We start from the raw sequence: 13,030 nt of genomic DNA, 5'->3' as shown, positions 1-13,030 counted from the left end.
GTCAGGCGCTGTCTTACAAGTGGTATACTAAATGTCGGAACAAACCAGCCATTTCCCGGGAAATGTCGAGCAGGAGAGGAGAACAAGAGACCATGCCGGCAATTGACGTTAAAGATTTAAGGAAAGAGTTTCGAGTACAGAAGAACAGGGAAGGCTTGACAGGTGCGTTCAAGGACTTGTTCAAGCGTGAATACACGGAGGTTGCTGCCGTAAAGGATATCAGCTTCACGATCCCCGAAGGCGAGATTTGCGGTTATATCGGTGAGAACGGAGCGGGCAAATCAACCACGATCAAGATGCTGACCGGTATACTTGTGCCTACTTCGGGACAGCTGAAGGTGAACGGTTATGTCCCTTATCAGGAACGGGAGAAATTCGTCCGAGAGATCGGTGTCGTCTTCGGGCAGCGCAGCCAGCTTTGGTGGGATATCGGCGTTATCGAATCCTTCCAGCTGCTTCGCAAAGTCTACAGGGTGCCGGAGGATCAGTACCGCAAAAGGCTGAATGAGCTTGTTGAGCGCCTTCAGCTGGGTGACCTGCTTACCCGCCCGGTGCGCAAGCTAAGCCTAGGCCAGCGGATGCGTTGCGAGCTGGTTGCTTCGCTGCTGCATAACCCGTCCATTCTCTTCCTGGATGAGCCTACAATCGGTCTTGACATTGTCGTGAAGACGGAGATCCGCGATTTTCTCAAGATGCTCAACCGAGAGCACGGCACGACAATTCTGCTGACCACGCATGACCTGCAGGATATCGAGGCGCTCTGCTCCAGGGTCATCATGCTGGATGACGGTCGGATTATTTATGACGGCGGATTGGAGGAGCTCAAGGAAAAATGGAGCAAGGGCAGGGAGATTCGCTTCCAGTTCACGAGCCGTCCCAAGCTTGAAGAGCTTGTGCCGCTGACGAGGGATTTTCCAGATGTCCAGTGGACCTCAGAAGACGAACTCACGGCCAGTATGTGGCTGCCTCATCATATCAATGTGTCGGATGCCCTGTCACGGGTGGTTGGTGCGAAGGAAATTCGCGACATTAAGATTATCGAGACCAATACCGATGAAATTGTGCGGGAAATCTACAAGTCCGGCTCCGCAGAAGCGCGGAAGCATGGCCAGGCAAGCGGTGAAAACGGCGGCAGTCCGGCTGGGCAAAAGGAGACGGTCCCGAATGCTTAGCGCGTATATGGACCTGATCCGCATCCGCTTCCTCATGATGCTGGCTTACAGGGTTAATTATTACAGCGGTATTGTTATTTATGCGATTAATATCGGCGCGTATTACTTTTTCTGGAATGCCATCTATATGGACGAAGAAGTAATCCGGGGGTTTACGCTGGCCCAGATGACGACCTATGTGGCGGTCTCCTGGATGGCTCGTGCCTTCTATTTCAACAACCTGGACAGGGAGATTTCAAATGAGATCAGGGATGGCAGTGTCGCCATTCAATTCATCCGTCCCTATGTTTATTTGGTCGTGAAGATGATGCAGGGCTTTGGAGAAGGCCTGTTTCGGCTGCTGCTGTTCATGGTTCCGGGGCTGGTCGTCGTCAGTCTCATCTTCCCGATCGAGTTTCCGTCAGAGCCAAGGACCTGGCTTTTGTATGCGCTGATGCTGCTGCTGAGCTTTCTGATCAATTCGCAGATCAACATACTGACGGGCTTATGTGCGTTCTTCATTGAGAATATCGAGGGCATGATGCGAATGAAGCGCGTGCTGGTCGATTTGTTCTCAGGAGTTGTCATTCCAATCGCACTGTTTCCAGGCTGGCTTGCCGCCATCGTGCAGTGGCTGCCGTTTCAGGCAATTGCTTATCTGCCGAGCTCCGTCTTTACCGGGCGGACAACGGGAGATGCGGCTCTTCAGGCATTGATGGTTCAGGGGATCTGGTTTGTGGTGCTCATCATCCCGATCTGGCTGTTGTGGCGCGCGGCACGCCACCGCCTGTTCGTGCAAGGGGGTTAAGACGATGTTCTTTCATGCGATGCTGTTCTGGGAATATCTCAAAAATTATGCAAAGACACGGCTGACCTACCGCGCGGACTTCTGGATTGAGGTGCTCTCGGATCTTGCGTTCCAGGCGATGAACCTGATTGTAATCCTGATTGCCTTCCAGCATACGCCGACACTCGGCGGGTGGACGGAGTCGGAGGTAGTGTTCGTATACGGCTTCTTCATGGTGCCCTTCGGCATCTTCAGCTGCTTCTTCAATCTCTGGAACTTCAGCGACCGTTATATTGTAAAAGGCGAGATGGACCGCATTCTGACGCGGCCGGCTTATAACCTGGTACAGATCATGCTCGAAAATATGGACCCGCCATCGCTGTTCGGCTCGCTTGTCGGGCTGGTGATCATGGCCATCACATCGGCCCAAATGGGCATGACATACGGCTTCCTGGACATTCTGGTCCTGATCCTGCTCGTCGCAGGAGCGGTGCTGATCTATTTTGGCATCTATACGGCACTGACGGCGATTGCCTTCTATTCGGATTCGCCAACAGGCATTCTGCCGCTGATGTACAATATTCAGAACTACGGCCGTTACCCGGTCAATATTTACAACAAGGTTATGCGTTTTATCTTAACCTGGCTGATCCCGTTTGCCTTTGTGGGCGTCTACCCGGCCGCTTTTTTTCTGGAACGGAGCCAGACGGATGATATCCGGATGGCGTTCCTTACTCCTGTGGTAGGACTGGTGTTCGCGGCGATTGGCCTTGCTGTATGGAACTTTGGCGTGAAGCGTTACAGAGGTGCAGGCTCCTAAGGGCTGGCTGTGCCTGGCAGGCGGAACCGGTCAAGGCCGGGTCCGCCTTTTCCATTTTTGGTCTATACTAAATTCTGTACTACATATCCAAGGAGGAATTGCATCATGAGCACCATCATCGGCGCGCCAGCGCCCGACTTTACACTGCCTGCTCCAGGCGGCAAGCAGGTTACGTTATCTGAGCTGAGGGGGAACCATGTCCTCCTGTATTTCTATCCCAAGGATATGACGCCGGGCTGCACGACCCAGGCTTGCGATCTGCGTGACAGGCATCCGGAGGTCAGGGGACTGAACACGGTTGTGCTGGGCGTCAGCCCCGATCCCGTGAAGCGTCACGAAACCTTTGCGGCTAAGCATGAGCTGCCCTTCACGCTGCTGTCTGATGAGAACCACGAGGTCTCCGAGCTGTACGGCGTCTGGAAGCTGAAGCAGATGTACGGGAAGCAGTTCATGGGCATTGAGCGTTCCACCTTCCTGATTGACCAGAGCGGCATACTGGTCCGGGAGTGGCGGAAGGTTAAGGTAGCCGGGCATGCGGATGAGGTAGTGAAGGCAATCCGGGAGCTGGAAGCCTAAGAAGCGCGCAACCTTCGTTCTTGACTGGCAGAAAAGCCGTTCGATATAATATGCCTTATGAATTAAGGGAGGCCGTGGAATGGACAAGCCAAATGAAATCATCGTCGTTCTCGATTTCGGGGGACAGTATAACCAGTTAATCGCACGCCGGATTCGTGACCTGGGCGTATACAGCGAGCTTCTGCCGTATAACACGCCGGTTGAGAAGATACGGGAGCTTCAGCCGAAGGGGATTGTATTCTCCGGCGGTCCTGCAAGCGTGTATGAAGAGAATTCACCCCTGATTGATCCGGGCGTGTACGAGCTTGGCGTGCCGATCTTCGGCATTTGCTACGGCATGCAGCTGATGGCCCATCAGCTGTCCGGCAAGGTGCAGCGCGCGGGCAAGCGCGAGTACGGCAAGGCCGAGGTTGATTTCGTCGAAGACAGCCAGCTTGTGCTTGGACTGGAGAAGCGCCAGACGGTCTGGATGAGCCACAGCGATCTGGTTGTGGAGCCGCCGGCAGGCTTCCGCATTGACGCCAGCACCAATCATGCGCCGATAGCCGCGATGAGCAATCCGGACAAGAAGTTCTTCGCGGTTCAGTTCCACCCCGAAGTGCGTCACTCCGTCTTCGGCAACGACATGATCCACAACTTCTTGTACTCGATCTGCGAATGTGAGGGCAATTGGTCGATGACGACGTTCATCGATGACGCGATTCGTGAGATCCGTGAGCAGGTAGGCGACAAGAAGGTATTGTGCGCGCTGTCCGGAGGTGTCGATTCCTCCGTTGTGGCGATCCTGATCCACAAGGCGATCGGCGATCAGCTGACGTGCATGTTTATTGACCACGGCCTTCTCCGGAAGGGCGAAGCAGAGAGTGTTATGGAGACCTTCGTCGGCAAGTTCGACATGAAGGTTGTGAAGATCGATGCGCATGACCGGTTCCTTGGCAAGCTGAAGGGTGTTGATGACCCCGAGCAGAAGCGCAAAATTATCGGCAACGAGTTCATTTATCTCTTCCAGGAAGAGTCCGAGAAGCTCGGCGAGTTTGAATTCCTGGCACAGGGCACGCTGTACACCGACATTGTGGAGAGCGGCACAGCTACAGCTCAGACGATTAAGTCTCATCACAATGTAGGCGGCCTGCCTGAGGACATCAAATTCAAGCTGGTTGAACCGCTTAAGGCGCTGTTCAAGGATGAAGTCCGCAAGGTCGGCGAGGAGTGCGGACTGCCGGCAGCAATCGTATGGCGCCAGCCGTTCCCAGGTCCGGGACTTGCGATTCGCGTGCTGGGTGAAGTAACCGACGAGAAGCTGGAAATCGTCCGGGAATCGGATGCCATCCTTCGTGAGGAGATCGCGGCAGCCGGGCTGGAACGCGAGATCTGGCAGTATTTCACGGCGCTGCCGAATATGAAGAGCGTAGGGGTTATGGGCGACGCCCGTACCTACTCCTACACCGTCGGCATCCGCGCGGTAACCTCGATCGACGGCATGACCGCCGACTGGGCGCGCATCCCGTGGGACGTGCTGGAGCGCATCTCGAACCGGATCGTCAACGAGGTCGACAACGTGAACCGCGTTGTGTATGACGTGACGTCGAAGCCGCCAGCTACGATTGAGTGGGAATAGGTTGAATTTGTAAAATGGATAAGCTGTTTTTCCGGATATTCCATCCGGGAAGGCAGCTTTTTTGCTGTGATAACTCCCATTTTGTAACTGTGGTTACAGAATTCTGGCCGGTACCTGTGCTACCATGGTTTAACAAGTTACCTAGGGAGTGGATTCAGACCTATTACTTAGGTTTTGAGCCACTCCCAATGATCGGGATATTGGAGTGTGCAGAATGATGGTAGTACCAGTGCGAAAGCTTCGGGAAGGGGACCGGCTTGGCGCCCCTGTCTACTTTAACGACGGGCGGGTGCTCATGCCCAAGGGGACAGTCTTGAATATCAGCCTGATTACAGTGCTCGGGGGTCTGAATGTAGACACTGTACTGATTGATAACATGGCTGCCGGTCAGAAGCAGAGCGCTTATCCGGTTCAAAAGGCAGAAGAGCTGCAGCGGGCAGCTTATGAAACGGTGCTCCAGGTTTTCAGAGATGTTGAACGCAGCGGGAGCTTCCAGGGCGGAGCAGTTATGGGGCTGGCTACCGAGCTTGCAGCCTTCGCGATTGAAGCTCCAGTGTTCCCGCCCGTAGAGCGGCTGGAGGGTGACGGAAGTAAGTGGTCCGAGCTGGCGGCTCATAGCGCCTACGTCTGTATGCTGGCTGTAGCAACCGGTCGTCAGCTCCCCTATACCGGTCAGCATCTGAAGATGCTGGCGATTGGCTCTCTTTTGCACGATATCGGTTATATCACGGATAAGGATCGGGCGCAGAGCAGGCTGGAGCATCCTCAGAAGGGTTATGATATGATCCGCCGCCTGCCGGATCTGCCGCTTCTATCGGCACATATTGTGCTGGAGCATCATGAGGAGCTCAGCGGAAAGGGCTTCCCCCGCGGGCTTCGGGGGGATCAGGTTCGCTTATCCGCCCAGATTTGCGGGATTGCCAATGCGTTTGACCGGTATAGGCACGGAGAGCAATTGAGGTCCTTCAATGAAGGAATCGAGCATCTTTTGTCGAAAATAGAGATATCGTACGATGGAGCGGCTGTCCGGGCGTTTATCCAAGCGGTATCTCAATAACGACCGGCAGTGTCTCCATCTTGAGTCCACTCGGATGAAATGGGGGAGACCTATGCCGATCAACAAAGAGCAGCTGTGCTCCGCTATCCCTTTCTTTGGGGCAATCGATCCGGACCTGCTGGATAAGGTGCTGCCTTACATCCGGGAGACGGTCTGCAAAAGGGGGACAATCGTCTTCTTCGAGAAGGATGAAGCGGATAACATGTATTTTATCCGGTCTGGTTCAGTGGATATATACACGTTTGACGGAACGAAGAAAGTGATCCTAGCTACGTTGCGGGAAGGCGATTATTTCGGTGAAATGGCGCTGATCCGGCCTGGGCTTGTCCGGTCGGCCACTGCGGAGGCGGCTGAGCCGGTTAAGCTGTATGCGCTTGGACGAAGTGATTTTGAACACTTGATAGCATCAGATCCGCGGCTAGTTATTCATCTGCTTGAGGATACGATGGAGCGGCTGCGCAGGGCCAACCGGCAGATTTATGAGTTGACCTTCCTTAATGTTCGGACCCGTATTATCAAACGGCTGGCGAGGCTGGCAGAGGAGCATGGCAGAAGTACGGAGGAAGGCGTTCTGATCAATATGAAGCTGACGCATCAGCATTTGGCTGACATGGTGGGAGCTGTGCGCGAGACGGTCACCAAGGTGCTGCTGGACCTTCAGGAGAACGGCATGATCAGGGTGGAGAACAAGAAGATCCTGATCTTTGATCTGGACACGATGATGCGGCTGGAATGACGAAAACCGAACATTCCATGTGACAAATTATGTGATCATTCGATATTTTTCGTTGACAATACGTATGGACGGCGCTTAGAATGAATTTGAAAAACAACAGCATAGCTCTTTTCGTATAATCCCGGGGATTGGCCCGGGAGTCTCTACGAGGTCACCGTAATGATCTGACTACGAAAAGCAGGAACAGTACCCCCGGTAACCGGAACCGTATGGGAATACTATTCCTCTTTTGCGCAGAACCTAAGAGACGGATCGATACGCTCGGAGGTTCTTTTTTGTTTGTTCGGATAACTATTTGGGAGGCGTATTAACCAATGGAACGTTTCTTTAGGCTCAGAGAGCTGGGCACGAATGTCAGAACGGAAATTATGGCAGGCTTGACGACATTCATGACGATGGCCTATATACTGGCTGTCAATCCGGGCATCCTCTCAGGTGCAGGACTTGATTTTTACAGCGTGTTTCTGGCAACGGCGCTTGCAGCGGGTATCTTTACGATCGCCATGGGATTGTTCGTTAATTTTCCTGTAGCGGTAGCGCCGGGTATGGGGCTTAACGCTTATTTTGCAGCTACGATACTGGCATCAAGCGCGACGGATACACCTATATCTCCAGCGATGGGTCTGACGGCGGTATTCCTCTCGGGTATCATCTTCATCATTCTGACAGTTACACAGGTAAGACAGATGCTTCTTGTCGCTGTACCGGACAGCCTCAAGCATGCCATAACGGTGGGGATCGGGCTGTTCATCACCATCATTGGCCTGAAGGGAAGCGGCATTCTGACAATTGCGGTTGAAACTACGCAGGATGTGCCAGCTGGTACATATACAAATCTGCTTGGCTTTGAATCGGTTATTCACCTCGGTGATTTCAACGATCACGGCATGCTGCTGACGTTAATCGGCATTCTGCTGATTGCGTGCCTGATGGTCATGCGCGTGCCGGGCGCGATTCTCTTCGGTATCGTCCTGACAACAATTATTGCGGCCTTCACTGGCGATATCAACACTTCTTCACTTGAGAACGCAACATGGATTCCTGATTTTGGCCAGCTGAATTTCTGGCACTTTGACTTCAAAGGTGTTCTGGAGGTTGGTCTTGTATCCGTTATTCTGACCTTTACATTCGTAGAGCTGTTCGATACCTTCGGAACGCTCGTCGGTACGGCGAACCGCGCAGGCGTTATGAAGAATCCGGAAGAAGGCAAGAAGACAGTCGGCAAGGCGATGTTCGTTGATGCGGTAGCGGTCAGCGGCGGCGCGATGCTCGGTACAAGTACGGTTACGGCATTCGTGGAAAGCTCCTCCGGTATCGCGCAGGGCGGACGCAGCGGCTTGACGGCTGTTACAACAGGCGTATGCTTCCTGCTCGCGCTGTTCCTGGCTCCTGTAGTGGCGCTTGTACCGGCAGCTGCGACAAATGCGGCGCTGATCATTGTTGGCGTACTGATGATGCAATCCGTCAAGGAAATTGATTTTTCTGACATGGTATACGCAATTCCTGCATTCCTGACCATTACGCTGATGCCGTTTACGTATAACATTGCTAACGGTATCTCGTTCGGTATCGTGTTCTATGTTCTGCTGGCTGCGCTGGCGAATGTTTCGGGCCGAGCTGAGAAGAAATATTCCATTCACTGGCTGATGTGGGTGCTTGCAATCCTAATTGTCCTGCGGTATGCGTTCCTCGGCGGGCACTGATCTTATTAAGTTGAATTAATGGTAACGGGCATTCAGACGGGTCATTTGATCCGGCTGGATGCCTGTTTTTTTACATCGGGCTATCCCTCAAATGCTCCCCTGCTTGCGAATGTTCTTTACCAAGTGCAAGGACACAGCAAGAGAAGGGGGAACACTTATGTTGAATAAGCCTAAGAAGCTTCAAAGTAAGCGGCGGTATGTACGCAGAGCAGCGGGAGCGGCCCTCATCGCGGCGGCAGCTCTGCTGCTGATAGGAGCATGGTGGGTTTCTTCCCAGGATATAAACAAGCTTGGAGAGCCGCTGCATGGGCAGACACTGCTGTTTGACCGCAATGGCGGGCAGTATGCGGCCTTATCCTCCTCCAAAATCATTCCGGTTCCGCTAGCGGAAATCCCGAAGCACCTGGTTAATGCCGTTGTGGCGGTAGAGGATAAACGGTTTTATGAGCATGAAGGCGTAGATCTAAGTGCGCTTGGCAGAGCCGCGGTCCGCAATATAAGGGCTGGGGGAGTTGTCGAGGGCGGAAGCACCATTACCCAGCAGCTGGCCAAGAACGTTCTGCTGAACGCAGACCGCACCATGGCGCGCAAGCTGAAGGAAGCCGCAATGGCGGTCAAGATTGAGCTGGTTTATGACAAGGATGAAATCCTGGAGATGTATATGAATCAGATCTATTTTGGAGAAGGGGCTTGGGGAGTAGAGCAGGCGGCCAGAGTTTACTTTGGCAAGTCTGCTGCAGGGCTTGGGCTTGCGGAGTCGGCTCTGCTGGCCGCGCTGCCGAAGGCCCCCTCGCATTACTCTCCTTATACTGATGAAGGCAGGGCGCTGGAACGCCGCAATCTGGTTCTCCAGCTGATGGCAGAGCAGGGTTATATCACGGCAGATGAGCGGAAACAAGCCCAAGCCGAGCCAATCAGGACCTCAGGCGAGCGGGAAGCGCCAGGCCGCAAGTACCCGTATTATGTAGATTATGTGCTCCAGGAGGCGGAGGAAACATACGGGCTGACCGAGCGTGAGCTCTTGAGCGGGGAATATCGGATCTATACGCATCTGGACCCGAAGGTGCAGGAGGCGGTAGAGCAGGTATACGCTGATAACAGCATGTTTCCGGAACAGGCTGACGATATACCGGTTCAGAGCGGAGCTGTGGTCAGCGAGCCGTCCTCCGGCGCGATTCGCGGTCTGGTTGGAGGGCGGGGCGGTCAGGTATACAGGGGACTTAACCGGGCAAGCCAGATCCGCAGGCAGCCGGGCTCGGCCTTTAAGCCGATATCCGTCTATGCCCCCGCGCTCGCAGAGGGCTACAAGGCGGATTCCCGTCTTTATGACGGAGAGCTGGATATCGGCGGTTACAGGCCCCGTAACTATGACGGCAGCAGCAGGGGGGAGGTTTCGTTAAAAGAGGCCTTGGTCCACTCTTATAATGTACCGGCTGTATGGCTGCTTAACGAGATCGGTCTTGGTAAGGGCTGGGACTACGCGATGAAAGCCGGCTTCAAGCTGCTGCCGGAGGACCGGAATTTGAGCCTGGCACTGGGCGGCCTGCAGCAGGGCGTATCTCCTCTGGAGCTTGGCCAGGCATATGGCGCATTTGCAAATGGCGGCATGATGATGGAGAGCCATGCGATTGTCCGGATTGAGAATAAGGCGGGCACGGTGATTGGCGAGGCAAGTCCCGCAAAGACCAGGCTGCTCAGCGAGAATGATGCTTATACGATGACGCTGCTGCTTGAGGAGGCGGTGAAATCGGGAACAGGGACCCGTGCGGCGTTAGAACGGCCGGCTGCAGGGAAGACTGGTACGACACAGCTGCCGGATACGGAGATGTTTCAGGGATTGGACGGTTCGAAGGATATCTGGTTTGCGGGCTACACGCCCGAGCTGGCAGCTGCGATTTGGATGGGATATGACAAGACAGACGCAGACCACTACATGCAGGCCACAGGCGGGACCTACCCGGCTGTCCTGTTCCAGCGAATTATGAGTCTGGCACTCGCCGGCGAGCCAGTGCGGCCGTTTCCCGTGCCGGATGGCTATGACCCCTACTTAGCGATTGCCCGGGAGTCCAAGCAGGAAGACAAAGGCAACAAGAAAGACAAGGTAAAGGAGAAAGATAAAAAAGAGAACGAGGAGCGGGAAGAAAACCGCAAGGATAACGGGAAGAAGGAAGCGGAGCGAAGCGGGCGCGCTGACGACACTGACGACGAGGGCGATGGGGGCGGTGAGGACGACGATGACAATGACAATGACAATGACAATGTCAATGACGATCCGGAATGGGAACAACCAGGTAAGGGAAACGGAAAAGGTAACGGGAAGAAGGACCGGGAGGATTAGCAGTGGGAAGGTGCGCCGGGATGAAGCGTGATTTTTCATGAAATAAATCAACAGCCGGGCTGAGATTTCGATACTTCAGGAGACGAGCAAGTAAAAACCGAACTATAAATATTAAAATAAATTCTATCGTTCGTGTTCTGACGTTGACAACCTACAGGAGGATTGTTAAACTAAAGAAAGTTTTAAGCGTTATAAAGTGAACTTTCATACAAACTCGTATAAATTCAGGAATATGGCCTGGAAGTTTCTACCCGGAAACCATAAATTTTCGGACTACGAGCATGATAATAGAAACAGGTTGCTCCCTAGACGAGCAGCCTTCTGCTGTCTATTTCCGTACAACCGCGTTTCATGTGCTGTATGCAGCGGTTGCAGGGCGTTTGGTGCAAAGCCGATTCGATTGATGAGGCGGTGCTTGCTGCGGCTGGAACTGCGCAGATGCGCCGACCCTGGAGATGCGAGAAGATCGGGACAGACGGCATATTATCAGCTCGCGTCCCGTATCGGGCCCTTTGCAAGAAGGGTTCCGACGGGATTTTTCTATTTTGGGCAGTATGGCACTTTATATAGAAGGTGGGTAACTACATGTCAGCACTTGTTGGCGTCATCATGGGCAGCAAATCAGACTGGGATACCATGAAGCTGGCTTGCGATGTTCTGGAAGAACTGCAAATTCCTTATGAGAAGAAGGTTGTATCGGCTCACCGGACGCCTGACCTGATGTTCGAGTATGCCGAGACGGCAGCCGCGCGCGGCCTGAAGGTTATCATTGCGGGCGCAGGAGGCGCCGCGCATCTGCCCGGGATGGTTGCTGCGAAGACAATCCTTCCGGTTATTGGCGTTCCGGTAAAATCATCGGCGCTAAGCGGCATGGATTCGCTGCTGTCCATCGTCCAGATGCCGGGGGGCATCCCGGTTGCGACTGTTGCCATCGGCAACGCCGGGGGAACGAATGCGGGACTGCTGGCGGCACAGCTGCTGGGGGCATTTGATCCGGAGCTGCAGCAGCGCGTGCAGGCAAGGCGTGACCGGATCAGCAGGGAAGTCATGGAAAGCAGTGATACTTTATGAGCAGCATCCGCACCCAGTCACATGCACCTGTGCTACCGGGCAGCACCGTCGGTATTCTCGGCGGCGGCCAGCTTGGGCGGATGATGGCTCTGGCGGGAAGTGCCATGGGCTACCGGTTCATCACACTGGACCCGGCGGATGATGCACCCTGCGGGCAGGTGGCGGAGCAGATCAAGGCTGCTTATGATGATCATGAAGCAGCCCGCCAGCTGGCCTCGCGCTCGGATGTCATCACCTATGAATTTGAGAATGTGGATGCCGGCGTGGCCGAGATGCTGATGGCGGAGTCACTGGTGCCGCAGGGCAGCAGGCTGCTGCATACGACGCAGCACAGGCTTCGGGAGAAGAGAGCGATTGAAGCGGCGGGTGTGCGCGTGGCGCCATATGCCGAGATTACCAGTCTTGCGGACCTGGAAGAGGCGGCGGGGAGATTTGGTTATCCCTGCGTGCTCAAGACGGCAACGGGCGGTTATGACGGCAAGGGACAGCGGGTAATCAGAGGCGGCCATGAGCTGGCCGAAGCCTATAATTCTCTGGCAGGAACAGGCACGGAGCTTGTACTGGAGCAGTTCATCCGCTTCGATAAGGAGCTTTCCGTTATCGCGGCCAGAAATTCCCGGGGCGAGATTAAGACGTTCCCGGCTGCAGAGAACATCCATGTGGACAATATTCTGCATCTGTCCATTGTCCCTGCACGGGTACCGGAAGCGGTGCTGGAGGAAGCAGAGGAGCTGGCGAAGGCGATTGCCGAAGGGCTTGGAGCGGTAGGCCTGATAGCCGTTGAGATGTTCTGGTCTTCGGTGGACGGGCTGTACGTGAACGAGCTGGCCCCAAGGCCCCACAACAGCGGACACTACACAATGGAAGCATGCCGCACCTCGCAGTTTGAGCAGCATATCCGCGCGGTCTGCAACCTGCCGCTAGGCGATCCGTCGCTGATGACGCCGGTTGTGATGGTGAACGTGCTCGGCGAGCATGTGCAGCCGCTGCTGGAGCGGCTTGGGGAGCATGATGAAGCGGCTGACAGGCACGGGGTATCCCCTAAGGTGCATTTGTACGGCAAGCAGGAAGCGAAGGATAAACGGAAGATGGGCCATGTCAACGTACTGGCTGCCGATGTGGAGTCGGCACTGGCCTGGATAGCCGAAACGACGATTTGGAGGGTTTGATCGA

General features: G+C 54.5%; 11 protein-coding genes and 2 riboswitches. All 11 genes read left to right on the top strand.

Annotated features, from left to right (window positions below):
* Window positions 1-92: 92 nt before the first annotated feature.
* The 11 genes from L1N82_RS15160 (at window position 93) to purK (ending at window position 13,026) form a co-directional block, all read left to right on the top strand.
* Complete coding sequence (locus L1N82_RS15160) at window positions 93-1,172, top strand: ABC transporter ATP-binding protein (protein ID WP_235288295.1); 1,080 nt, start codon at window positions 93-95, stop codon at window positions 1,170-1,172.
* Window positions 1,165-1,959 carry an ABC transporter permease gene (locus tag L1N82_RS15155; RefSeq protein WP_235288294.1) on the top strand — a complete coding sequence of 265 codons (795 nt, stop codon included), beginning with the start codon at window positions 1,165-1,167 and terminating at the stop codon, window positions 1,957-1,959. The genes L1N82_RS15160 and L1N82_RS15155 overlap by 8 nt, the downstream gene beginning before the upstream one ends.
* A gap of 4 nt (window positions 1,960-1,963) precedes the next feature.
* Window positions 1,964-2,758, top strand: a complete 795-nt coding sequence (locus L1N82_RS15150; RefSeq protein WP_235288293.1) for an ABC transporter permease — start codon at window positions 1,964-1,966, stop codon at window positions 2,756-2,758.
* A 105-nt stretch (window positions 2,759-2,863) separates the two neighbouring features.
* Entirely contained in the window at window positions 2,864-3,334 is a 471-nt protein-coding gene (bcp, locus tag L1N82_RS15145) for a thioredoxin-dependent thiol peroxidase (protein ID WP_235288292.1), read from the top strand.
* A 79-nt stretch (window positions 3,335-3,413) separates the two neighbouring features.
* Complete coding sequence (gene guaA / locus L1N82_RS15140; RefSeq protein ID WP_235288291.1) at window positions 3,414-4,952, top strand: glutamine-hydrolyzing GMP synthase; 1,539 nt, start codon at window positions 3,414-3,416, stop codon at window positions 4,950-4,952.
* Between the two features lie 214 nt (window positions 4,953-5,166).
* Window positions 5,167-6,009, top strand: a complete 843-nt coding sequence (locus L1N82_RS15135; RefSeq protein WP_235288290.1) for an HD-GYP domain-containing protein — start codon at window positions 5,167-5,169, stop codon at window positions 6,007-6,009.
* Between the two features lie 52 nt (window positions 6,010-6,061).
* On the top strand, window positions 6,062-6,745 hold the full coding sequence (locus tag L1N82_RS15130) for a Crp/Fnr family transcriptional regulator (protein WP_235288289.1): 684 nt from the start codon (window positions 6,062-6,064) through the stop codon (window positions 6,743-6,745).
* A 91-nt stretch (window positions 6,746-6,836) separates the two neighbouring features.
* A riboswitch (purine riboswitch) is annotated at window positions 6,837-6,936 on the top strand.
* A gap of 123 nt (window positions 6,937-7,059) precedes the next feature.
* Window positions 7,060-8,448, top strand: coding sequence for an NCS2 family permease (locus tag L1N82_RS15125; protein WP_235288288.1), 1,389 nt, complete (start codon window positions 7,060-7,062; stop codon window positions 8,446-8,448).
* A gap of 157 nt (window positions 8,449-8,605) precedes the next feature.
* Window positions 8,606-10,786 (top strand): transglycosylase domain-containing protein, encoded by a 2,181-nt coding sequence (locus tag L1N82_RS15120; RefSeq protein ID WP_235288287.1) that lies wholly within the window; start codon window positions 8,606-8,608, stop codon window positions 10,784-10,786.
* A gap of 194 nt (window positions 10,787-10,980) precedes the next feature.
* Window positions 10,981-11,082: riboswitch (purine riboswitch) on the top strand.
* Between the two features lie 289 nt (window positions 11,083-11,371).
* Window positions 11,372-11,857, top strand: a complete 486-nt coding sequence (gene purE, locus L1N82_RS15115) for a 5-(carboxyamino)imidazole ribonucleotide mutase (RefSeq protein ID WP_235288286.1) — start codon at window positions 11,372-11,374, stop codon at window positions 11,855-11,857.
* Window positions 11,854-13,026 carry a 5-(carboxyamino)imidazole ribonucleotide synthase gene (purK, locus tag L1N82_RS15110; RefSeq protein WP_235288285.1) on the top strand — a complete coding sequence of 391 codons (1,173 nt, stop codon included), beginning with the start codon at window positions 11,854-11,856 and terminating at the stop codon, window positions 13,024-13,026. The genes purE and purK overlap by 4 nt, the downstream gene beginning before the upstream one ends.
* Window positions 13,027-13,030 lie beyond the last annotated feature (4 nt).

Origin of the sequence: Paenibacillus tarimensis, assembly GCF_021532315.1 — a bacterium.
GTDB lineage: Bacteria > Bacillota > Bacilli > Paenibacillales > Paenibacillaceae > Paenibacillus_I > Paenibacillus_I tarimensis.
Note: the sequence above shows the minus strand (reverse complement) of the source record. Positions and strands in the feature narration are given on the sequence as shown.